Source organism: Polynucleobacter sp. MG-Unter2-18, assembly GCF_018687675.1.
GTDB lineage: Bacteria > Pseudomonadota > Gammaproteobacteria > Burkholderiales > Burkholderiaceae > Polynucleobacter.
Genome location: NZ_CP061302.1, coordinates 958,462 through 982,097 on the forward strand (window position 1 = coordinate 958,462; position 23,636 = coordinate 982,097).

Sequence of the window (23,636 nt, forward strand, 5' to 3'; positions counted from 1 at the left end):
ATATGAGTACAAATTCAAGCTTTCTTAAAGAAATGGGTATCACCGAGTGGACATCGCGCGATGCCGCCCCTGAACTTGCTCAAACGATTCTTGCTGCCGAGGTGAGTAATAATCAGCTTGGTGGGGTTACCTCTGAATTGCCTGTAGTTGCACGGGTGCAAGAGCGTAGATCGTCTGGAATATGGTGGTTTTTTGGCAATAAACCTCAGGGTGATGCTGAAATTCTGTTTCAGAACACCATTCGGGTTCTCGGTTTAACGCCACAAGAGTGGTCTTGGAAAAATCCTGCGGACAAATTCAATCCCGAGCAATTGCCACAAGATGGAACACCCATAGTTGCCCTAGCGTTTGGTGGTGCTGCGGCACAAAAATTATCGGGTGAACGTGATGGGTTGCCAGAGCTTCGAGAGACTGTCTTAGCAATTAATGCTGACGGTGCGGAGGATCTGCCGCTGATAGCTACTTTTGAATTAAATCAATTGCTTTCAAGACCAAAGGATAAGGCGCTATTCTGGCAAGATCTACTGCTTGCTAAATCAGTGTTACAAAATATCTAAGCCTTGGGCTTAGTGCTTGTGTTCACCAATTAAATGCATGGAGTCGTATTCAGCTTGGTTGGCAGCGTGACGTTTAATGACTAGCCACATGATCGCGCTCACTACTACGCCAAAGCCAATAATGACCGCCTGAATTGGAACATCCAACCAAATCAATCCGGAGTAAATTAGCAGCATCATCAAAACAGAAATATTTTCATTAAAGTTTTGAACTGCAATAGAGTGACCGGCAGACATCAACACATGCCCACGATGCTGAAGGAGGGCATTCATAGGCACTACAAAGTAGCCCGCTAACCAGCCCACCAAAATCAATAAGAAGTACGCTGGTACTAATTTGAGCGAAAGCTCAAACTTGCCGACAGTCAAGACTGTAATATTAGGCAACATATCTGAGTTATAGATGGCCATGACGCAAACGACTAAACCCATGGCAATGCCGTAAGGCAGAACCTTGAGTGAACTTCTAAGAGGTATTCGCCAAGCAGCATATACAGCCCCTCCGGCAACTCCAAATGCAGATATTGCTTGGAGAATGGCGCCTTGGGATAGGGTCATATGAAGGGCTACCTGAGCCCACTTAATCACAATAAATTGCAAAGTGGCACCAGCCCCCCAAAACAGAGTTGTAACCGCCAATGAAATTTGGCCAAGACGATCAGCCCAAAGCGTCTTAAAGCAGATAGAAAAATCTTTTATTAACTCGATTGGATTGGTCTTTTGCGACTCGTAGCGAGCCCCAGTATCGGGGATGCGTAAATTGATGAGTGCTGCCAAAACATAAATCATCATGATGATCATGATGGCGGACTCCGCTGCGGTATCGATGCCAGTTTCTAGGATGGGCACGTCAAATCTGAGGAGACTTTCAGATACCGATTTGCTGATCAAGACTCCGCCAAGAACTGTACCCATGATGATGGAGCCTACCGTAAGACCCTCGATCCAGCCATTGGCTGCTACCAGCTTTTCAGGTGGGAGTAATTCAGTGAGGATGCCGTATTTGGCAGGAGAGTAGGCAGCTGCACCCAAACCTACAATCGCATAGGCTAACAAGGGATGGCTTCCAAATAGCATGACTACACAACCGACAAATTTAATCGTATTAGTGATGAACATGACATTGCCCTTTGGGCGGGAGTCCGCAAAGGCCCCCACAAAGGCTGCCAGCAACACATAAGAGAGAACGAAGAATAATTTGAGTAAAGGCGTCATCCAGGCCGGAGCGCTAAGCTGGACCAATAGGGCGATTGCTGCGATCAGCAATGCGTTATCAGCAAGCGACGAAAAAAATTGCGCCGCCATAATGATGTAAAAACTACGGTTCATTCGTACAATCTAGTCATTAAAGTAATTAAAACATGAAAGGAGGGTGTAAATGAGTCTGTCTGCTAACCGCTTTATTAGTAGGCCTATTGTGGCAACTATACACACTGATGCCTTTCGACATAATTTAGGTCGTATTCGGGAGCTTGCCCCGGAATCTAAAATCTGGTCTGTTGTGAAGGCAAAAGCCTATGGCCACAGCCTAGAAGCTGCGTTTAAGGGCTTGGAATCTACCGATGGCTTTGCCTTGCTAGATCTTGCAGATGCACAGTGGTTAAGAGACCGCGGTTGGGAGGGTCGCATCCTTCTTTTAGAGGGTCTTTTTAGTGAGCAGGAGCTTGAACGGGTAATCCAGCTGCGATGTGACCTGGTGGTTCATAGCGAGAAGCAGGTCGTATGGCTTGAAAGCCTTAAAAACCATTCAGGTCATCCAATCAATATCTTTCTGAAGCTCAATTCTGGAATGAACCGCCTTGGTTTCAGGCCAGAGGAATACCGAACTGCCTTTCATCGTTTACATGCTGCCGGATACCATCTGCATCACATGACCCACTTTGCCAATGCAGACCAGGTTGAGGGTTCACCATCGGTTGGCGAGCAAATGGAGTGCTTCAATAAAGCGACCGAAGGGCTAGAGGCGCCATCTTCTTTGGCGAATTCTGCTGCGATCCTTTGGCATCGCAATGCTTTGGGAGACTGGATCCGTCCAGGCATTCTGCTCTACGGTGTTTCACCAACTGGGGTGCATGCCGATATCGTTCGCTCTGAATTTCAAGCTGTGATGAGTTTGCGTAGTGAAATTATCGATATCCAAAACCTAAAAAAAGGCGATTTTGTAGGTTACGGTGGCCGCTATGAGGCTCCAGAAGATATGCGTATTGGTGTGATCGCTGGTGGCTATGCTGACGGATATCCACGTCATGCGGAAGATGGCACGCCAGTGTGGGTTGATGCCGCTGATGCTCAGGGCGATGGTGTGATTTGCCCGATTGTTGGAAGGGTCTCCATGGACATGTTGACTATCGATTTACGTGAAGCTCCTAATGCCAAAATAGGCAGTGTGGTGGAGCTTTGGGGTAATGAGGTTCCAGTCGATGATGTGGCTCAAATGAGCGGCACCATCGGTTATGAACTGATTTGCGCATTAGCGCAAAGGGTGCCGGTGCTTACTGAGTAAGGCTGCCGGCTTGATTGATTCTTACTTATTCCAGATCTGCCACCAGCGACGCTCTTTTTGAACGCGTTGACCGGTGACCATCATTTGGCTGTCGGGGAAATTTAGCTTAAAGACACGTGCTGCATCGTTGCTCAGATCAGTCATGCCGAGCTTCTCGTAAGACTTTGTCAGCAAGTAGAGCGCTTCTTCAACGGCTGGAGCGCGATCATAATCTCGAATCACCAACTGAGCTCGATTGGCGGAAGCTAAGTAGGCGCCGCGTTGATAGTAGAAGCGAGCCACAATCACATCTGCCTCCGCTAAGGAGTTGACGATGTAGCGCATCCGATCTAAAGAGTCGGGCGCATATTTACTATCAGGAAAACGCTCTACAACCACCTTGAAAGATTCAAAAGCTTCTTTGGCCGCCTTTGGATCGCGCTCACTCAAATCCTGCCCTGTAAATTTACCGAGCCAACCTAAATCATCATTAAAGCTGATTAAGCCCTTCAAGTAGTAGCCGTAATCTAAATTAGGACTGCCTTGATGCAGCTTGATAAATCGATCGATAGCAACTTGGGCTTGGGCTTGCTCTTGCGCTTTCCAGTAACAGAAAGCAGCATTAATTTGCGCCTGTTGAGAATAGGGTCCAAATGGGAAGCGACCTTCTAGCTTTTCAAAGTACTTGCCGCACTTTGCATAGTCCGCATCTTTCAGTTTCTCATTGGCTTCGGAATACAGTTTGGTTTCTGACCAAATATCAGTGTCATCCTTTTGGCCATCGCTACCCGCGCATCCACTGAGCACAAGAAAAGCAGTGCTAGCGCTAACCAGTAAAGAAATAAAGGATTTTCTGGAAGATGACCCAAGGGTAGCAGCAAGCCTTAAACTGGCGTCTGTAATAACGTCCGACATAACTAAAAGGCTCTTTAAGCGTGGCATTGCCGCATACTCCCGATTCGAATCCCATTGATTATATCGATGATGAGGATTTCATAGCCCTAGAAGTTCCCCCTGAGGTCAATGGTGAGCGTTTGGATAAGTTTCTTGGTAGCGCTTTGCCGGATTATTCCCGTAATCGACTCAAATCCTGGGTTGAGGCTGGGGCGGTAACAGTCGATGGAAAAGTCACCAAAGTGCGTCATTTACTGCGTGGGAGCGAGAGTATTAAGGTATTCCCACAAGAAATGCCTGAACAGTTCGCTTTTTCCCCTGAAAATATTGCGCTAGATGTTGTCTATGAAGATGACTCTATTATTGTGGTCAATAAACCTGCTGGACTCGTGGTGCATCCTGCTGCTGGTAATTGGACGGGAACCTTATTGAATGCCTTGCTTTATCACTATCCGGAGCTAAAGCAGCTTCCAAGAGCGGGAATTGTCCATCGCCTAGACAAAGACACCTCTGGATTAATGGTGGTTGCTAGAACAGATATAGCCCAAACCTCACTGGTAAGGCAACTTCAAGAGCGAACAGTGGGAAGGCGTTACCTATCGTGGGTGTGGGGTGATGCCCCTTCTCAGGGCAAGGTGCTGGCGACCGTGGGTCGAGATCAACGCGATCGACTCAAAATGGCTGCTGGTTCTGCTCAAGGTAAGCCTGCTGCCACCTTATTTCGGCGCTTGGCTAAAGGGAGCTTTACAGAAAGTTCAGTTGCTTTGCTGGAGTGCCGCTTAGAGACTGGCCGCACTCATCAAATTCGGGTTCATTTAGAGTCTTTGGGCTTCCCTCTTTTAGGTGATCCGGTTTACCGTAAGAGGACTCCTGGAGTGGCTAAATCACTGCCTTTTAACCGCCAGGCTTTGCATGCTTATGCCTTAAGTCTGCAGCATCCGGCAACCCAGGAAATCATGACCTGGTTTAGATTGCCTCCCCAAGATTTGATTGATTTGCTGCCCTTGGTAGGAATGACTGAAGCCGACTTGCCAAAAGAAGAGGCTCTAATGGCCTCCATTAAAAATGATCAACGCGCTCAATAAGATTGAACCAAGCTGGACCGTGTCGGCGCCAATTCAGGCTTTTTGTACTACCCGACAAGGTGGCCTAAGTCAGTCACCATTTAATAGTCTGAACCTTGGACTGAACGCGGGCGACGATTCAGTAGATGTTCTTCAAAACCGCTGCATCCTGAGGTCAGAGCTTCCTGCCGAACCACTTTGGCTCAAACAGACTCATAGCGTCATAGTAAGCACCCCGACCTCGAGGAGGGCTCTGACTAATGGGGCATTTGAGGCAGACGCTTCTGTCACCAATATTCCAAATGAGGTGCTAGCCATTCTGACTGCGGATTGCATGCCCGTTTTATTTGCCAGCAGGAGTGGTGATGTGATTGGGGCGGCTCATGCCGGTTGGCGTGGCTTGAGCGGCGGTATTCTGGAAAACACCATCGCAGAAATGGTCGCACTATCTCCAGGCCTCGCGATAAGCGATATCAGCGCATGGATGGGTCCAGCAATTGGGCCTAGCGCATTTGAAGTGGGCGATGATGTCTTGCAAGCCTTTGCTCCTCAGGGCCAAGACATACTCTCCAAAGCCTTTACTCCTATTCCCGAGAGTTCCGGGAAGTACTTGGCCGACCTCTATTTATTAGCAAGAGATCGTTTAAATATACTAGGTATAAAGCAAATCGATGGCGGTGAGTTTTGTACCGTGAATGATCCGGAGCGCTTCTTTTCATATCGCCGGGATAAAGTCACGGGACGCTTTGCCTCGCTCATCTGGATTTCAGATAAGTCTTAAGTTGGGGTTATTACCAGCTTAGCTCTAGGGCTAGGGTTAGTGCGTATAACCCTAGCAGCCCGATAGATGGAGAATGGTCTCAACAACTTTACGAGATCATTATGTTTGCAGGCATGAATACCGGTGTAGCGCCATCATTGGCCCCACACCATATGGCGTTAATTCCTCCAGAACGCTTGGCGGAAATTCAGAAAGAATACTTCGCTGAGTTCTCTCATCTTGCAACCAATCCTGAGGCCGTCGAGGTAAAAGATCGTCGCTTCTCCGGCAAGGCGTGGCATTCCTCATGGAGCAAGATGATTGCGGTAACCTATTTGCTGAACTCAAAACATTTGCTTGCGCTTGCTAAAGCGGTTGATGCGGATGAAAAAACCAAAACTAAGATTTTGTTCACTACAGAGCAAATGATTGATGCTTTATCACCATCAAACTTTATTGCAACCAATCCTGAAGTGCTTGAAAACATTATTAGCTCGCAAGGTCAGTCCATACAAAATGGAATTGTGAATTTGCTTGGCGACCTAAAAAAGGGGAAAGTTTCTCAGACGGATGAAAGTGCTTTTGAAGTCGGCAAGAATATTGCAACAACTTCAGGTCAAGTAGTATTTCGCAATGATCTCTTTGAATTAATTCAGTACACGCCGCTAACCGAAACGGTTTATGAGCGCCCATACTTAATGGTGCCACCTTGCATTAATAAGTACTACATTTTGGATTTGCAACCAGATAACTCGGTCGTACGTTACATGGTTGAGCAAGGTCACACCGTTTTCTTAGTCTCCTGGAAAAATCCAGATGCTTCAATGTCTAAAGTGACCTGGGATGACTACGTAGGTGATGGCGTCATTAAAGCAATAGAAGTTGTCAAGGATATTGGCGGCACAGATCAAATTAACGTACTCGGTTTTTGTGTCGGCGGCACTTTAACTTCTACTGCCTTGGCAGTATTAGCAGCTCGGAAGAAGAATTACGTCGCCAGCTTAACTTTGCTCACGACCTTGTTGGATTTTAGTGATAGCGGCATCCTAGATGTGTTCATCGATGAAGGTATGGTGAAGTTACGTGAGGGCACCATTGGTGGTGAAGGCGGTCAATTTGGAATGATGTCTGGCTTAGATTTAGGCAACACCTTTTCCTTCTTGCGCCCAAATGACCTAGTCTGGAACTATGTTGTGGAGAATTACTTAAAAGGTAATTCGCCGCCGCCATTTGATTTGCTCTATTGGAATGGTGACTCCACTAATCTGCCCGGCCCAATGTACTGTTGGTATTTGCGTCATACCTATTTGCAAAATGAATTAATCAAACCTAGCAAGCTCACAGTCTGCGGTGAAAAAGTTGATCTAGGTAAGATTACTGTGCCAGCCTATATCTATGCATCGCATGATGATCACATCGTTCCCTGGAAATCTGCTTACGAATCTACTCATATATTGAAGGGCAAAAATCGATTTGTTTTGGGTGCCTCTGGACACATTGCTGGCGTGATCAATCCCCCGGCAAAGAATAAGCGTCATTATTTTGAGAACAATAAATTAGCCAAGACTGCGGATGAGTGGTTGGCTGCAGCAAAAGACATCAAGGGTAGTTGGTGGCCCAACTACGCAAAATGGTTAGAAGAGTTTGGTGGCAAAAAAGTAAAGGCTAGCAAGACATTTGGTAATGCACGCTACAAAAAACTAGAAGCAGCGCCTGGCAAGTACGTGAAAGAAAAAATATCCACAGCTGCTCAATAATATTTTCATAAGGGGAAATACATGTCTCAAAAGATTGCATATGTAACGGGTGGTATGGGTGGCATTGGTACGGCTATATGTCAGCGTCTTGCCAAGGATGGCTTTAAGGTCATCGCTGGTTGTGGCCCGAATTCCCCACGCAAAGATCGCTGGATTGGCGAACAAAAAGCTTTGGGTTATGACTTTATTGCTTCTGAAGGTAATGTTTCCGACTGGGATAGTACGGTTGCTGCATTCGATAAAGTCAAAGCTGAAGTAGGGCGTGTCGATGTTTTGGTGAATAACGCTGGAATTACTAAAGACAGTGTTTTCCGCAAAATGACCCCAGATCAATGGAAAGCGGTGATTGATACCAATCTCAATTCTTTATTCAATGTCACCAAACAAGTGGTCGATGGCATGGCTGATAACGGGTGGGGTCGCATTATTAATATCTCTTCTGTTAATGGTCAAAAAGGTCAGTTTGGTCAATCGAACTATTCGACAGCAAAAGCGGGTTTACATGGATTCACGATGGCTTTATCACAAGAGTTGGCCTCTAAAGGCGTCACAGTGAATACGGTTTCCCCAGGCTATATCGGCACCGATATGGTCAAGGCTATTCGTGAAGATGTGCTTGAAAAGATTGTTGCCGGTGTTCCAGTGAAGCGCTTAGGCACTCCCGAGGAGATCGCTTCGATCTGCTGTTGGATTGCCTCTGCTGACGGCGGCTACGCTACTGGCGCTGATTTCTCCTTGAATGGCGGTCTGCATACGGGCTAAATCTCATCAAAACTGAGTTTTTGTGGTCTCCTCATCGGCATATTTACCTTTAGCTCAAACTAGAGATAAACTATGCCGATGTTGCATTGCAGTACCAAGAGTTAGGAAAAAACTACATGGCCACACGTTCTAAAAAAGCTGGCGATAGCCGCTTAATTAAGAAGTATCCCAATCGTCGTTTATATGACACCCAAACCAGCGCCTATGTTACGTTGGCTGATATTAAAAATTTAGTGATGGCCGGTGATGCTTTTAGTGTTGTGGATGCAAAAACTGAAGATGACTTAACTCGCAATATCTTGCTACAAATTATTCTGGAAGAAGAGGCTGGCGGAGCTCCAGTTTTTTCAACTCAAATGCTTTCTCAAATTATTCGCTTTTACGGAAATTCCATGCAAGGTTTGATGGGTAGCTATCTTGAAAAAACCATGCAATCTTTTGTGGATATTCACAATAAATTGGGTGATCAAACTGAGGGCTTAGGCGCTGGCAGCACACCTGAGGCTTGGGCAAAAATGATGAATCTTCAAAACCCAATGATGCAAGGTCTCATGGGGAACTATCTGGAGCAAAGCAAAGATCTTTTTGTGAAGATGCAAGAGCAAATGCAAAACTCCCCGAATATGTTTAGTAGCTTTCCGTTTCCTGGACAGCCTAATAAGACAGAAAAAGAATAGTCGTGGCAGGTAAAGTTGGTTTTGTTTCCTTAGGCTGCCCTAAGGCGCTAGTTGATTCTGAACTCATCCTCACGCAACTCAGCGCTGAAGGTTATGAGACCGCTAAAGATTATTCTGGTGCCGATCTGGTGGTTGTGAACACCTGTGGCTTTATTGATTCTGCGGTAGAGGAAAGTCTAGCCGCGATTGGTGAAGCCTTGTCTAAGAATGGTAAGGTGATTGTGACGGGTTGCTTAGGCGCCCGCAAGAATGCAGACGGTAGCGATCTCATTCAGAGCATTCACCCCAAAGTCCTTGCTGTGACTGGGCCACATGCTACCCAAGAGGTAATGCAAGCCATTCATTTACATCTCCCAAAGCCGCATGATCCTTTTACGGATTTGCTGCCACCGATTGGCGTCAAGCTCACACCAAAACATTATGCGTACTTAAAGATATCCGAGGGTTGCAATCATCGCTGCACTTTCTGCATTATCCCAAGCATGCGTGGCGATCTAGTTTCACGTCCCATTGGTGAAGTCTTGCTTGAGGCAAAAAAACTATTTGAGTCAGGCGTCAAGGAGTTGCTAGTTGTCTCGCAAGATACGAGTGCCTATGGCGTTGATATTCAATATCGCACTGGTTTTTGGGATGGCAAACCTGTTAAGACGCGAATGTTTGATTTGGTCAATGCTTTAAATCAAATTGCAAGGGAGCATCAAGCTTGGGTGCGTTTGCATTATGTCTATCCATACCCACATGTCGATGATGTCCTGCCTTTAATGGCTGAGTTTGCTGATCACGGTTTTGGCGTACTTCCTTATTTAGATATTCCCCTGCAACACTCGCATCCAGATGTTCTGAAGCGGATGAAACGTCCAGCTAGTGGTGAAAAGAATTTAGAGCGCATTCAGGCATGGCGAGCTACTTGCCCTGATCTCGTCATTCGCAGCACCTTTATTGCGGGCTTCCCTGGCGAGACTGAGGAAGAGTTTTTGCACCTATTAAATTTCCTTGATGAGGCTCAGATTGATCGCGCCGGTTGTTTTGCCTATTCACCGGTGGATGGAGCGACTGCCAATACTTTGGACAATCCAGTTCCGGATGCATTGCGGGAAGAGCGTCGTGCTCGCTTTATGGCTAAAGCTGAGGAAATCTCCATTAAGCGACTTGCTAAAAAAGTAGGCAAGCGTATTCAAGTAATTATTGATCGAGTGGATGAGTCAGGTGGAGTGGGCCGAACTATTGGTGATGCCCCTGAAATCGACGGCTTGGTGAGGGTTTTACCTCCAAGCAAGCCATCCAAGCGCTATCGCGCTGGCGAAATCATCAAAGTAACGGTGATTAACTCCCAAGGGCATGACCTAATAGCCGAAACTTGACTATTAGAATAAAACTAGTGTTTTGGCCTCGTATTGAGGCCGCTATTTCGCCTAATTAGGCACCGCAAAGGGGATTGTTATGAGTCGTGATGTCGTCGTTTTAAGTGCCGTACGTTCTGCAATTGGCGCCTTCAATGGTTCGCTCAGCAGCCTAGAGCCAAGTGAGCTCGGCGGCATTGTGATGAAAGAGGCTGTTGCTCGCTCTGGAGTAGATCCAGCATTAATTAACTACATCACGGTAGGTAATACGATTCCGACTGATAACCGTTACGCCTATGTTGCTCGCGTAGCTTCTATTCAGGCTGGTTTGCCAATGGAATCTGTAGCGATGGCTTTGAATCGTTTATGTAGCTCTGGCTTACAAGCGATTGTGACCACAGCCCAAGCCATCATGTTGGGCGACTGCGACTACGGTGTTGGTGGTGGTGTTGAGGTGATGTCACGTGGCATGTATGGCTCACCCGCAATGCGAAGTGGTGCTCGCATGGGCGACACCAAAATGATCGACTTGATGGTGTCTGTTTTGACTGATCCATTTGGCGTTGGTCATATGGGCGTAACAGCTGAGAATTTGGTTGAAAAGTGGAAACTCACCCGTGAAGAGCAAGATGCCCTTGCAGTAGAGTCCCATCGCCGTGCAGCACATGCCATTAAAGAAGGTCGCTTCAAATCACAAATTGTTCCGATCACCATCAAAACTCGCAAGGGCGATGTGGTGTTTGACACAGACGAGCACTGCAAGCCAGATACCACGATGGAAACTTTAGGGAAGATGAAGGCGGTCTTCAAAAAAGAGGGTGGCAGTGTTACTGCAGGTAATGCATCCGGTATTAATGATGGCGCAGCATTCTTTGTGCTTGCTGAAGCGGAAGCGGCGAAGAAGGCTGGCCATAAGCCAATCGCTCGTTTAGTTTCTTATGCGATTGCTGGCGTTCCTAACCACATCATGGGTGAAGGTCCAATCCCCGCAACCAAGATTGCCCTTGAGCGCGCCGGCCTGAAATTAGATCAAATCGATGTGATCGAATCTAACGAAGCGTTTGCTGCGCAGGCATTGGCAGTGACTAAAGGTTTGGGCTTAGATCCAGCCAAGACCAACGTCAATGGTGGAGCGATTGCATTGGGCCACCCAATTGGTTGCTCTGGTGCTGCGATTGCCACTAAAGCCATCCATGAATTACATCGGGTTCAAGGTAAATATGCTTTAGTCACCATGTGTATTGGTGGCGGCCAGGGTATCGCAACTATTTTTGAGCGCCTTTAATCAATCAGTAGTAAGGCAGCATCCAAGCCGACTCGGTCAAAAGCCGCGTCGGCTTTTTCTTTAACAATCGGTTTTGCTCTATAGGCAATACTGATGCCTGAGCCTTGCATCATTGGTAAATCGTTGGATCCGTCACCCATAGTGATGGAGTTCTCTTTATGGCAATTCATCAGAACACAGGCTTGTTCTAAATAGGCATTTTTAGCAGCACCATCAACGATATCGCCAATGACCTTGCCTGTTAGTTTGCCATTGATGATTTCCAAGGTATTGGCTTGGGTTTGTTTAAAGCCTAACTCTTGTTGAAGCTTATGAGTAAAGAAGGTAAAGCCGCCAGAAACGAGCAGCGTATAAAGTCCTTGAGCATTTGCTCCAGCCAGTAATTGAGCGGCACCAGGGTTGGGACGTAGACGTTCTTTGTAGACCGAATCCAGAACATCAGCAGATACACCAGCTAAAAGAGCTACACGTCTGCGCAAGCTTTCTTTAAAGTCTTTAATTTCACCACGCATGGTGGCCTCAGTGATTTCTGAAACAGCGGCTTTCTTACCAGTAAAGTAGGCAATCTCATCAATGCACTCAATGTTGATGAGAGTGGAGTCCATGTCCATGGCAAGCACTTTCACTTCATCCGACTTAAATCCGGATGAAAGAAAAGCTAAATCGGTGTCGTGTGCTGCGGCAATATCTCGCATAGCGACCCTTGCTTCAGGCAATAAGGCTTGGGAGCAAGTCCAGCGGGTAGTGAAGTATTTGGAGTGCGTATGCCCTACAACTTCCTTTGTTATTGCAATGCCTAAGACTTTTGCGTGCTCGATCAATGCCATGTGTAATTCTGCAGGGATCGCAGTGTTAGCAAGGGCGACAAGTGTGAGGTGATTAGACATGGGTTGTAAGCAATCAATAATTAATTGGCTTGAGCGGTATTGAACATGGCAGATGCATTTAAGCTTCTCAGAATTTTCCGAATTTGGTCGAGGCGTTGCTCTAGTTTCTCAAAATCCTTCTCTTTTTGGGGGAGAATTTTTAATTTATCTTGGCCATTCAGTTGTATATATTTTGATGATTGAATCAGTTGAATAATCTTCATCGGGTCAATGGGTGGATTGGGGATGAACTGAATCTGAATGGACAATGGGCTGGCGTCAATCTTTTTGATACCAAAGCGGGTCATCTCCAGACGTAAGCGATGGGTTTCATAAAGAGATTTGGCCTGATCAGGTAAGTCACCATAGCGATCTACTAGTTCCTCACGCAATCCCATCAACTCAGAGAAGTCGTTTGTACCGGCAAAGCGCTTGTACATCGATAGTCGCTCGTGGACATCTGGGCAATAGTCATTTGGAAAGAGGGCTGGTACACCTAAATTGACATCAGTTGTTGCTTGGAGTGGTGACAAGAGATCCGGCTCTTTACCGCTGCGCAGAGATTTCACTGCACGATTGAGCATCTCGGTATAAAGCTGAAATCCAATTTCATGAATCTCACCAGACTGCTTATCTCCTAGGACTTCACCAGCACCCCGAATTTCTAAATCGTGCATCGCTAAATAAAAACCAGAACCGAGTTCTTCCATCGCTTGAATGGCATTTAAACGTAATTGCGCCTGCTTACTCAGTGCCTCAGGATCTGGTACCAGTAAATAAGCGTAGGCCTGATGATGTGATCGTCCAACACGTCCACGTAATTGATGTAGCTGCGCCAAACCAAACTTATCAGCACGATGCATGATGATCGTATTGGCGGTAGGCACATCAATACCAGTTTCAATGATGGTGGTGCATAACAAGATATTAGTACGCTGGGTCACAAAATCACGCATCACCGACTCCAACTCACGTTCATGCATTTGACCGTGCGCTACGCTAATGCGCGCTTCTGGAATCAGTTCTTGTAAGGCATGCTTACGATTTTGAATGGTGTCGACTTCGTTATGCAGGAAGTAGACTTGTCCACCACGTTTAATTTCTCGCAGGACCGCTTCACGAATAACGCCATCACCTTCTCGTCGCACAAAGGTTTTGATGGCTAAGCGCTTCTGGGGCGCAGTAGCAATAACAGAGAACTCTCGTAAACCTTCCATCGCCATACCAAGTGTTCGTGGAATGGGGGTGGCAGTTAAAGTCAGAATATCTACTTCAGCACGTAATGCTTTCAGTGCATCTTTTTGACGAACACCAAAACGATGTTCCTCATCCACAATCACTAAGCCTAAATTAGCGAACTGAGTTTCTTTAGATAGCAGCTTATGTGTGCCGATAATAATGTCGGCTTCACCTTTGGCAATCGCTGCTAGTGCAGCATTAATCTCTTTAGTAGTTTTAAAGCGGGAGAGCTCAACGATGCGCACAGGCCAATCGGCAAAGCGATCTTTCCAGGTCGCAACATGTTGTTCAGCAAGTAGGGTAGTTGGCGCTAAGATGGCCACTTGCTTACCACCCATGACCGCAACAAAACTGGCGCGCAGTGCAACCTCTGTTTTACCAAAGCCTACATCACCGCATACCAGTCGATCCATCGGTGTACCACTAGTCATATCCCCAATCACTGCTGCAATGGCATTTGCTTGATCAGGAGTTTCTTCAAAGCCAAAGCTTTCTGCAAATGCAGCGTAATCATGTGCTGAGAATTCAAAAGCGTGACCTTTACGAATGGCTCTAGCGGCATAGAGATTTAAAAGTTCAGCTGCGGTGTCGCGTATTTGCTGGGCAGCCTTACGTCTTGCCTTATCCCACTGGCCCGAGCCTAGCTGATGCAATGGTGCTGAATCGGGATCAGAGCCTGCATAACGGGTCACCATTTGCAGTTGTTGTACTGGTACGTATAGAGTGGCATCTTTGGCGTATACCAAGTGCAAGAACTCTTCAAAGATAGGCTCTTCCTTAGGCGGCGCTAAATTTAGAAGCACCAAACCTTGATAACGACCGATCCCATGATCAGAGTGCACAACCGGATCACCAATTTTGAGCTCAGATAAATCTTTAAAGAGCATGTCTGGATCAGCACTCTCACTCTCCTTACCCTTACGTCTTTGACGAGCAGTGGCTGTAAACAGCTCTGCCTCCGTGACGATGATCAAGTTTTCAGCAGGCCAGGTGAAACCATTAAACAGTTGCGCTGTTACCAGACCAAATAGAGCATCGCCTTTAATAAAATCGGAGACGCCTTCAAAACCTTCTGGCTTCAGTGGATAGAGTGGTTTGCCATGTTGACCGGCTACAGAATTGCTCTCTTCAAATAGTTGGCGAATCGATTCTTTTCGACCATTGCTATCGCTGCAAATGAGTACACGTACTTTTTCTTGAGCAACTAGAGTGCGCAGTCGATTGATGGGGTCGGTATCTCGCCGATGAACAGATAGGTCGGGAACTGCTAAAAATTGCGGAGACTCTTGGGCTTGTTTATCCACTTCTTTATTCAATGCCAAACGCGCATATGGCTTAGCTGCAGTAAAGAATTGATCTACATCCAAAAATAATTCAGCTGGCGGAAGAATAGGGCGATCAAGATCATGTTTTAAGAATTCGTATCTGGAAACGGTATCTTTCCAAAAGCCCTTGATGGATTCTTCAACATCGCCGATGCTCACAGCCCAAACGGGATCGCCTGAGCGGGGAAAGTAATCAAAGACTGTCGATGACTCTTCAAAAAAGAGCGGTAGATAAGATTCAATGCCTGCACTAGGAATTCCGAGGTTGGCATCTTTATAAATCGAGCATCGCGTTGGATCACCTTCAAATACTTCGCGCCATCGCCCACGAAATGCCGTACGGGAAGCATCATCAAATGGAAATTCGTGACCTGGTAATAAGCGAACTTCTTTTACTGGATAGAGACTGCGCTGAGTATCGGGATCAAAAGCTCTAATTTGCTCAATCTCATCACCAAAAAGATCAAGGCGATAAGGCAGACTAGAGCCCATTGGAAATAAATCAATCAAGCCACCCCGGATGCTGTATTCACCAGGACGCATTACTGAGCTGACGGGATCGTAACCGGCCTGTTGTAGCTGCAATTTCAGTGCAACTTCATTGAGCTTGTCACCCTGTCTAAAAAAGAAGGTGTGACCAGATAAAAAGTTTGGTGGGCCCAGTCTTTGCAGTGCTGTAGTAATGGGAACCAGAACAATGTCGCAGCTGCCGTTGAGCAATTCATACAAAGTTGCTAGGCGCTCTGAAACCAAATCCTGGTGTGGCGAGAAATGGTCGTACGGTAGGATTTCCCAGTCAGGTAGTAGGCGTGTTTTGAGTTGCGGGGCAAAAGCGGGAATTTCTTCCAAAAGGCGCTGAGCCTCCTGTGCCCGGGCACAGAAAATGACCATGACTGAGAACTCTGAGCGATATCGAATGGCAGATTGGGCGATGAGCGCAGCATCCGATGAGCCAACTAGGCCTGAAAAGGTAAAGCGCTGCCCAGCCCGGGGTGCGGGTATGGGGGGTACTAGTTTTAATGCATCAGACATCTAAGCTCATTATAGAATCAGGTATGCCTGCTGGAAATCAATCTTCACCATCTTTAGCTCAATGTCATGCCCTGTTGCCTACGGCAGGTACGGGATCTCGGCTTGGCGGAGCTTTGCCAAAGCAGTTTCAGGAGCTGGCAGGAAAGCCGATGCTAGCTTATGCCCTAGATGCTTTTGTTCAGACTCCTGAGATTGCCTCTATATGGGTGGGTGTAAGCCCTAGTTTTATCGATAACCCCATCCTAGGCACGCTTACCAGTAAAGCTCCAGCGATCCGCTTCACTCCAAGCGGGGGACCCACCCGCCAAGAAACCGTCCTCAATACTTTGGCAGAGATGCTCAAAGCAGGTATTCCTGAGAGCGATTGGGTTCTAGTGCACGACGCTGCTAGACCAGGAATCACACCTCAACTCATTCAAAAACTCATTCTTGCTGTAAATCAAACGGGCGAGGGTGGCTTATTGGCAATGCCACTAGCTGACACCCTCAAGATGGCTGATGCTAACTCCGCGATTGCTGGTAATCCCAGCCGGTCTGTGAAGACAATATCCCGAGATCATCTATGGCAGGCCCAAACACCTCAGATGTTTGGCTTAAAGCAGCTGCACGATGCCATTGAAGAGGGCATTCGCTTGGAGGCGGATATTACAGATGAGGCCAGTGCCATGGAGCTGATTGGCAAAACCCCCTTATTAATTGAGGGTGCGACTCGTAATTTCAAAGTAACCCACCCGGCAGATTGGGATTTGATGCAAACCCTCTTGCGCACCTCTAAAAACTAATCGTCAAGAGAGTATTTACAAGCCCATGACATCCAGCACACCTCATATTCCTCAATTTCGCATTGGCCAAGGCTACGACGTTCATGCCTTGGTCGAGGGTCGTAAGCTGATTCTCGGTGGGGTCCATGTTCCTAATGAAAAGGGCTTGCTGGGACATTCTGATGCGGATGCCTTGTTGCATGCTTTGACGGATGCTTTACTGGGTGCTGCAGGCTTGAATGATATTGGGCAGTTATTTCCAGATACGGATCCACAGTTTAAGGACATGGATAGCCGCATTTTGCTCAGAGCAGCTCTGCAAAAGATCCAAGCAGCTGGATTTCACGTGGGCAATGTGGATGCAACGATTATTTGTCAAAAACCTAAATTAGCCACTTTCTTGCCGGAAATGGTCCACAATATTGCAGCAGATTTGCTGGTGACGCCCAGCCATGTCAACCTCAAGGCTAAAACCAATGAATCTCTTGGGCACCTTGGCAGAGGCGAGGGCATAGCAGTTCATGCCGTGGCTTTGCTCTACAAGGTCTAAATATCCTTCAAAACCGCTAAGCATTGTAGAATTGTGGTCTTTAGAGTGAAGCTTCAGCTCGGTAGTGTTTGCGGAATTCGCGCGAGGATGGCGAAATTGGTAGACGCACCAGGTTTAGGTCCTGACGCCAGCAATGGTGTGGGGGTTCGAGTCCCCCTCCTCGCACCACAAGATAGCTACTTGGCTTGGGCTTCACATAATCCGATTTTCAATTAAGAGACGAGAATGGCTGTGCAGATAGAAAATTTAGGTCAGTTAGACCGCAAAGTGACCTTAGAGTTCGCTCGCGTCGATTTGGCGAAGGCAAGAGAAGACCGTTTGGCTAAATTGGGTAAAACCATGAAAGCCCCAGGCTTCCGTCCAGGCAAAGTGCCTAAGACTATGGTCGAAAAGCAATACGGCATGCAGGTCGATTTCGAACTTCAGTTTGATAAAGCTCAAGAACTCTTTTATGACTTAGCCCAAAAAGAAAAAATTCAATTGGCTGGTCAACCACGTCTCGACCCTAAATCAGAATTAGACGCAGACAAGATCGTGTTTGACGCTTACTTTGAAGTCTTGCCAGAAGTAAAGATTGGCGACATCACTAAAGCAGAGGTAACTAAGTACACAACGGATATCTCGGATGCAGAGATTGATCGTGCACTCGATGTGTTGCGCAAGCAGCAAGTACATTACCATCCACGTGGCGATGCCGGTGATCATGGTGATGGCGGTGCAAACACCGCTGCGCAAGCTGGCGACCAAGTGGTTATTGACTTCGTTGGCAAGATCGATGGCGTCGAATTTGCAGGCGGCAAAGCAGAAAACTTTGAATACGTGCTCGGCGAAGGCCGCATGTTGCCAGAATTTGAAGCTGCTACTTTAGGTCTCAAAGCAGGTGAAAGCAAGACTTTCCTATTAAGCTTCCCAGCGGATTACCACGGTAAAGATGTTGCCGGTAAAACTGCTGATTTCACGATCACTGTCAAGTCAGTGAATTGGGCGCACTTGCCAGTAGTTGATGACGCATTTGCATTGTCCTTAGGTGTTACCGAGGGTGGCGTTGCGAAGATGCGCTCAGAAGTCAAAGAAAATTTAGATCGCGAAACTAAGCGTCGCATTACTTCCCTACTAAAAGGCGAAGTAATGGAGAAGCTCAACAGCATTTGCGAATTTGATGTGCCCAAGTCTTTAGTTGCTCAAGAGCAAGAGCGCTTAGCTGAGTCTGCACGTCAAGACTTAATACAGCGCGGCATTCCAAATGCAAAAGATGCGCCAATTCCAGCAGAGATGTTTGCTGAGCAAGCCGTGAAGCGTGTCCGCCTCGGTTTGATTCTGAGTGACTTGGTTAAGCAGCAGAATTTATCTGCTACTGCAGATCAAATTAAAGCTGAGATTGATGAGCAGGCTGCTACTTACGAAGATCCAAAAGAAGTAGTGCGTTGGTTCTACAGCAATCCTAACCGCCTCAAAGATGTTGAGAACTTGGTGCTTGAAGATAATGTGATGAAGTATTTCACTTCTCAGGCTAAAGTAATTGACAAAGCAGTTACTTTCGAAGAACTCAGCAAGCTTAACTAAGTCAATAATTAATAAAGGTCTGACCACATGAACCAGAATCATTTCCAGTCTGAGAATTTAGAGCCAAAAAGTTTGGGTTTAGTTCCAATGGTGATTGAAACCTCTGGTCGAGGCGAGAGGGCTTATGACATTTACTCTCGCTTACTCAGAGAACGCGTCGTTTTCTTAGTTGGCGAAGTGAATGATCAAACTGCCAACTTAGTGATTGCACAGTTGCTATTCCTCGAGAGCGAGAACCCAGATAAAGAAATCTCTCTGTACATCAACTCTCCAGGCGGCTCCGTTTCAGCTGGCCTCGCAATTTATGACACGATGCAATTTATCAAACCGCACGTGAGCACATTGTGTATGGGTATGGCTGCAAGTATGGGTGCGTTCTTATTGTGCGCTGGTGAGAAGGGTAAGCGCTATGCTTTGCCGAATTCACGCGTGATGATTCATCAGCCATTAGGCGGTGCACGCGGTCAAGCTTCAGACATTGAGATCCAAGCTCGTGAAATCCTCTATCTGCGTGAGCGCTTAAATCAGATTTTGTCTGATCGCACAGGCCAAACAATTGAAACAATCGCCAAAGATACTGATCGCGATAACTTTATGTCTGCAGACCAGGCTCAAGAGTATGGCTTGATCGATAAAGTCATCGATAAGCGCCCTTAATTCGAATTTTATTTTAGACAGCTACTTTGAGCGATATCAACTCTACTAACAGCACAGACAAAGTTCTGTATTGCTCTTTTTGCGGCAAGAGTCAGCACGAAGTTAAAAAGCTGATTGCCGGTCCTTCCGTATTTATTTGCGATGAGTGTATTGACCTTTGTACGGACATCATTCAAGAAGAACTATCAAAGCTACCCAAGCTCGAGGGCGATGATTCTTTGCCGACACCCCATCAGATTCGCGAGAATCTGGATCAGTATGTGATTGGCCAAGATCATGCCAAGAAGACTTTGGCAGTAGCGGTCTATAACCACTACAAACGCCTGCAGTATTTACCAAAGCCAAAAAAAGAGAAGTTGGATAAAGATGGCAAGCCTGCAGAGACTTCTGATAAAAAAGAATCTAAGCTTCCTGCTAAAGCTATGGTTGACGGTGTCGAATTAGCTAAAAGTAATATTTTGCTGATTGGCCCAACTGGCTCTGGCAAAACCTTGTTAGCTCAGACCTTAGCGCGTATGTTGGATGTGCCGTTTGTGATGGCTGATGCAACTACCTTGACCGAAGCGGGTTATGTTGGTGAAGACGTTGAGAATATTATTCAAAAATTGTTACAGGCTTGCGACTACAACGTAGAAAAAGCGCAACGTGGCATTGTGTATATCGATGAGATTGATAAAATCTCCCGTAAATCGGATAACCCATCTATCACTCGTGATGTATCGGGTGAGGGCGTTCAACAGGCGCTTCTAAAGCTAGTTGAAGGCACTATGGCTTCTGTGCCACCTCAAGGCGGTCGCAAGCATCCCAATCAAGATTTCTTACAAGTCGATACCACTAATATTTTGTTTATCTGCGGTGGCGCATTCGATGGCCTTGAGAAGGTCATACAGCAGCGTACTGCAAAGACCGGTATTGGATTTAATGCCACGGTTCCAGGTAAAGACGATCGCGGTATCAGCGACCTCTTGATCGAAGTAGAGCCTGAAGATCTCATTAAGTTTGGCCTCATTCCTGAATTGATCGGTAGATTGCCAGTCGTAGCCACTTTGGCGCAATTGGATGAAGCAGCATTGATCCAGATTTTGACTGAGCCCAAAAATGCCTTAGTTAAGCAATATCAGGCTCTGTTGACGATGGAAGGCTCTGAGCTAGAAGTTCGCCCAACAGCTTTGTCAGCAATTGCTAAAAAAGCCATTGCTCGTAAGACCGGTGCTCGTGGCCTACGTTCTATTCTTGAGGGATCCCTCATGGATGTGATGTATGACCTGCCCTCTTTGAAGAATGTTCAAAAGGTGGTCATTGATGAAAGCACCATTGCTGAAGGCGGTAAGCCCATCTTGGTCTACAAACAAGGTGAAGAATCTACAGAATTGAGTAAAAAAGCCTAATTTTTGCTACTTTTTTGCTGTTTTTAGTAGTTTTTACTCACTTTTTGCCTATTTCCCCCTTGTTTTTCGCTAGGCGGCACCCACATAGGTAGTATCCTATTCTCTAATAATGACTGTATCTAGTGGTACGGCATTTTTAGAGATATTTACGGAATGACTATTTTGGAGGAATTGCCCCATGCCTGGCCACTTATTACTACCCTCTGAACCTATTCAACTGCCATTGCTCCCATTAAGGGATGTGGTGGTATTTCCTCACATGGTGATTCCATTGTTTGTGGGACGTCCAAAATCCATCAAAGCACTAGAAGCTGCCATGGAAACTGGTAAGAATGTACTTCTAGTTGCGCAAAAGACTGCTGCGAAAGATGAGCCTAGCGTAGAAGACCTCTACGATGTGGGCTGCATTGCCAATATTCTGCAGATGCTGAAGTTGCCCGACGGCACTGTCAAAGTATTAGTGGAAGGCGTTCAACGTGCTGAAGTAAGCCAAGTGGAGGATAGCCAAGGCTACTTCTCATGTGAAGCAACTCCAACGGCAATGTCCTCATTAGATGCTCACGAAACTGAAGCATTACGTCGCGCCATCATGGCTCAGTTTGATCAGTATGTGAAGCTCAATAAAAAAGTGCCTCAAGAAATTCTCTCCTCATTAGGCGGCATCGATGATCCAAGTCGTTTAGCCGATACCATTTGCGCACATCTGCCGGTCAAGCTTGAGCAAAAGCAACGTTTGCTGGAGATGTCGGATGTCGTGCAGCGACTGGAAAGTCTTCTGGCCGATCTTGAGAGCGAGATCGACATCTTGCAAGTGGAGAAGCGTATTCGCGGACGTGTAAAGCGTCAGATGGAAAAGAGCCAGCGCGAGTACTATTTAAACGAACAAGTTAAAGCGATTCAAAAAGAATTGGGTGAGGGTGAAGAGGGTGCCGATCTTGAGGAACTCGAGAAACGCATTAAAGCTGCTCGCATGCCTAAGGAAGCATTGAAGAAGGCTGAGTCTGAACTAAAGAAGTTAAAGCTGATGTCACCAATGTCTGCTGAGGCAACGGTGATTCGCAACTTCATTGATACCTTGGTGACGCTCCCATGGAAAAAGAAAACCAAGATCAATAACGATTTAACCAATGCAGAAAAAGTATTGGACGAAGACCATTATGGTCTTGATAAAGTTAAAGAGCGTATTTTGGAATATCTCGCGGTTCAACAACGGGTTGATCGTGTTAAGGCTCCGATCCTCTGCTTAGTTGGGCCTCCAGGCGTTGGTAAAACCTCTCTAGGTCAATCGATAGCCCGCGCAACAAACCGCAAGTTTGTGCGTATGGCTTTGGGTGGCGTTCGTGATGAATCAGAAATTCGGGGACATCGTCGTACTTATATTGGTTCTATGCCGGGCAAGATTTTATCTAGTCTAACTAAGGTCGGTGTACGTAACCCTTTATTCCTCTTGGATGAAGTCGATAAGATGGGTATGGATTTCCGTGGAGATCCCGCAAGTGCCTTGCTAGAGGTCTTAGATCCTGAGCAGAATCACACATTCCAAGATCACTATGTTGAAGTCGATTTTGATCTTTCAGATGTGATGTTTGTTGCTACATCGAACTCCTTGAATATTCCCGGTCCACTTTTAGATCGTTTAGAAATTATTCGCCTTGCCGGCTATACGGAAGATGAGAAGACGAGTATTGCTATCAATTACTTAATTCCTAAGCAAATTAAAAATAATGGCTTGAAGAAGGATGAACTGAAGATCGAGGAATCTGCTGTCCGTAGCATGATTCGTTATTACACTCGTGAGGCAGGTGTTCGTTCTCTAGAACGAGAGATTAGTAAGATTTGCCGTAAGGTGGTGAAGTTACTCCTCCTGAAAAAAGAAGCCGCTCCAGTTACTGTAAATGTCGACAACTTAGAGAAGTTCTTGTCTGTGAAGATGTATGACTTTGGTCTTGCGGCGAAAGAGAATCAAGTTGGCCAAGTTACTGGCCTAGCTTGGACTGAAGTTGGTGGCGATCTGCTCACCATCGAAGCAGCAGTAATGCCTGGTAAAGGTGTTATTACTCGCACAGGCTCCATTGGCGACGTCATGAAGGAGTCTGTAGAGGCGGCAAAGACAGTGGTTCGCTCACGAGCAAGAGCCCTTGGCATTACTGACGAAGCATTTGAGAAGAAAGATATTCATATTCACTTCCCTGATGGTGCGACTCCGAAAGATGGTCCGTCGGCTGGTATCGCCATCACAACTGCCTTGGTATCGGTATTTACTGGAATTCCAATTCGTTCAGATGTGGCAATGACAGGTGAGATCACCTTGCGTGGTGAGGTACTTCCGATTGGTGGTTTAAAAGAGAAGCTATTGGCAGCGCATCGTGGTGGCATCAAGTTGGCATTGATTCCAGAGGAGAACATCAAAGATTTAATTGATATCCCTGATAACGTCAAGAATGCAATTGAAATCGTGCCGGTACGATGGATTGACAAAGTTTTGGAGTTGGCTTTAGAGCGAAAACCAGTTGCTTTGTCTGACCCAACGCCAGAAGAGCTTGCTAAAAAGGCCGCTGAGGCTAGCAAAGCCAATGAAAAGATTTCTTCTGGAGAGGTCTTGAAGCATTGATGTGATTGGATGTTTGAGGGATTTTGAGTCAGATTGAGCGGCTTGTTACGGCCCACTTTGTTGAAG

At 46.5% G+C, this 23,636-nt stretch carries 19 protein-coding genes and 1 tRNA gene; 16 read left to right on the top strand and 4 right to left on the bottom strand.

The window, feature by feature from the left end:
- Positions 1-2: 2 nt before the first annotated feature.
- Positions 3-557, top strand: coding sequence for a hypothetical protein (locus tag C2759_RS05095; RefSeq protein ID WP_215356549.1), 555 nt, complete (start codon positions 3-5; stop codon positions 555-557).
- Positions 558-566: 9 nt separating this feature from the next.
- On the opposite strand, the gene lplT is transcribed toward C2759_RS05095, so the two are convergent.
- On the bottom strand, positions 567-1,886 hold the full coding sequence (lplT, locus tag C2759_RS05100) for a lysophospholipid transporter LplT (protein ID WP_215356550.1): 1,320 nt from the start codon (positions 1,884-1,886) through the stop codon (positions 567-569).
- Positions 1,887-1,959: 73 nt separating this feature from the next.
- Between lplT and alr the strand changes: the two genes are divergently transcribed.
- Positions 1,960-3,060, top strand: coding sequence for an alanine racemase (gene alr, locus C2759_RS05105; protein ID WP_215356666.1), 1,101 nt, complete (start codon positions 1,960-1,962; stop codon positions 3,058-3,060).
- Between the two features lie 21 nt (positions 3,061-3,081).
- On the opposite strand, the gene C2759_RS05110 is transcribed toward alr, so the two are convergent.
- Positions 3,082-3,954, bottom strand: coding sequence for an outer membrane protein assembly factor BamD (locus C2759_RS05110; protein WP_215356551.1), 873 nt, complete (start codon positions 3,952-3,954; stop codon positions 3,082-3,084).
- Positions 3,955-3,974: 20 nt separating this feature from the next.
- Between C2759_RS05110 and C2759_RS05115 the strand changes: the two genes are divergently transcribed.
- The 7 genes from C2759_RS05115 (at position 3,975) to C2759_RS05145 (ending at position 11,578) form a co-directional block, all read left to right on the top strand.
- Positions 3,975-5,018: an RluA family pseudouridine synthase gene (locus tag C2759_RS05115; protein WP_215356552.1), complete on the top strand. Its 1,044-nt coding sequence runs from the start codon at positions 3,975-3,977 to the stop codon at positions 5,016-5,018.
- Positions 4,999-5,778, top strand: a complete 780-nt coding sequence (gene pgeF, locus C2759_RS05120) for a peptidoglycan editing factor PgeF (RefSeq protein ID WP_215356553.1) — start codon at positions 4,999-5,001, stop codon at positions 5,776-5,778. The genes C2759_RS05115 and pgeF overlap by 20 nt, the downstream gene beginning before the upstream one ends.
- A gap of 101 nt (positions 5,779-5,879) precedes the next feature.
- Complete coding sequence (gene phaC, locus C2759_RS05125; RefSeq protein ID WP_215356554.1) at positions 5,880-7,514, top strand: class I poly(R)-hydroxyalkanoic acid synthase; 1,635 nt, start codon at positions 5,880-5,882, stop codon at positions 7,512-7,514.
- A 21-nt stretch (positions 7,515-7,535) separates the two neighbouring features.
- A complete protein-coding gene (locus tag C2759_RS05130; RefSeq protein ID WP_215356555.1) occupies positions 7,536-8,276 on the top strand; it encodes a 3-ketoacyl-ACP reductase in 741 nt (246 codons plus the stop codon).
- A 116-nt stretch (positions 8,277-8,392) separates the two neighbouring features.
- Positions 8,393-8,953 (top strand): polyhydroxyalkanoate synthesis repressor PhaR, encoded by a 561-nt coding sequence (gene phaR, locus C2759_RS05135; RefSeq protein WP_215356556.1) that lies wholly within the window; start codon positions 8,393-8,395, stop codon positions 8,951-8,953.
- 2 nt (positions 8,954-8,955) lie between these two features.
- Entirely contained in the window at positions 8,956-10,314 is a 1,359-nt protein-coding gene (gene rimO / locus C2759_RS05140) for a 30S ribosomal protein S12 methylthiotransferase RimO (protein ID WP_215356557.1), read from the top strand.
- A gap of 79 nt (positions 10,315-10,393) precedes the next feature.
- Positions 10,394-11,578, top strand: a complete 1,185-nt coding sequence (locus C2759_RS05145; protein WP_046330162.1) for an acetyl-CoA C-acyltransferase family protein — start codon at positions 10,394-10,396, stop codon at positions 11,576-11,578.
- On the opposite strand, the gene serB is transcribed toward C2759_RS05145, so the two are convergent.
- A complete protein-coding gene (gene serB, locus C2759_RS05150) occupies positions 11,575-12,465 on the bottom strand; it encodes a phosphoserine phosphatase SerB (RefSeq protein WP_215356558.1) in 891 nt (296 codons plus the stop codon). The genes C2759_RS05145 and serB overlap by 4 nt on opposite strands.
- Before the next feature lie 20 nt (positions 12,466-12,485).
- Positions 12,486-16,040: a transcription-repair coupling factor gene (gene mfd, locus C2759_RS05155; protein ID WP_215356559.1), complete on the bottom strand. Its 3,555-nt coding sequence runs from the start codon at positions 16,038-16,040 to the stop codon at positions 12,486-12,488.
- A gap of 23 nt (positions 16,041-16,063) precedes the next feature.
- On the opposite strand from mfd, the gene ispD reads away from it, so the two are divergent.
- The 7 genes from ispD to lon all read left to right on the top strand — a co-directional run bounded on the left by ispD (position 16,064) and on the right by lon (position 23,570).
- Positions 16,064-16,822, top strand: coding sequence for a 2-C-methyl-D-erythritol 4-phosphate cytidylyltransferase (gene ispD, locus C2759_RS05160; RefSeq protein WP_215356560.1), 759 nt, complete (start codon positions 16,064-16,066; stop codon positions 16,820-16,822).
- 25 nt (positions 16,823-16,847) lie between these two features.
- The gene (gene ispF / locus C2759_RS05165) at positions 16,848-17,351 is read left to right on the top strand and encodes a 2-C-methyl-D-erythritol 2,4-cyclodiphosphate synthase (protein ID WP_215356561.1); all 504 of its coding nucleotides are present in this window, start codon (positions 16,848-16,850) and stop codon (positions 17,349-17,351) included.
- A gap of 81 nt (positions 17,352-17,432) precedes the next feature.
- Positions 17,433-17,519 (top strand) — tRNA-Leu (locus C2759_RS05170).
- Between the two features lie 57 nt (positions 17,520-17,576).
- Positions 17,577-18,914 carry a trigger factor gene (gene tig, locus C2759_RS05175; RefSeq protein ID WP_215356562.1) on the top strand — a complete coding sequence of 446 codons (1,338 nt, stop codon included), beginning with the start codon at positions 17,577-17,579 and terminating at the stop codon, positions 18,912-18,914.
- 27 nt (positions 18,915-18,941) lie between these two features.
- On the top strand, positions 18,942-19,571 hold the full coding sequence (clpP, locus tag C2759_RS05180; RefSeq protein ID WP_046330168.1) for an ATP-dependent Clp endopeptidase proteolytic subunit ClpP: 630 nt from the start codon (positions 18,942-18,944) through the stop codon (positions 19,569-19,571).
- A 26-nt stretch (positions 19,572-19,597) separates the two neighbouring features.
- Positions 19,598-20,959, top strand: coding sequence for an ATP-dependent Clp protease ATP-binding subunit ClpX (gene clpX, locus C2759_RS05185; RefSeq protein WP_215356563.1), 1,362 nt, complete (start codon positions 19,598-19,600; stop codon positions 20,957-20,959).
- 178 nt (positions 20,960-21,137) lie between these two features.
- Positions 21,138-23,570, top strand: coding sequence for an endopeptidase La (gene lon / locus C2759_RS05190; RefSeq protein ID WP_215356564.1), 2,433 nt, complete (start codon positions 21,138-21,140; stop codon positions 23,568-23,570).
- Positions 23,571-23,636 lie beyond the last annotated feature (66 nt).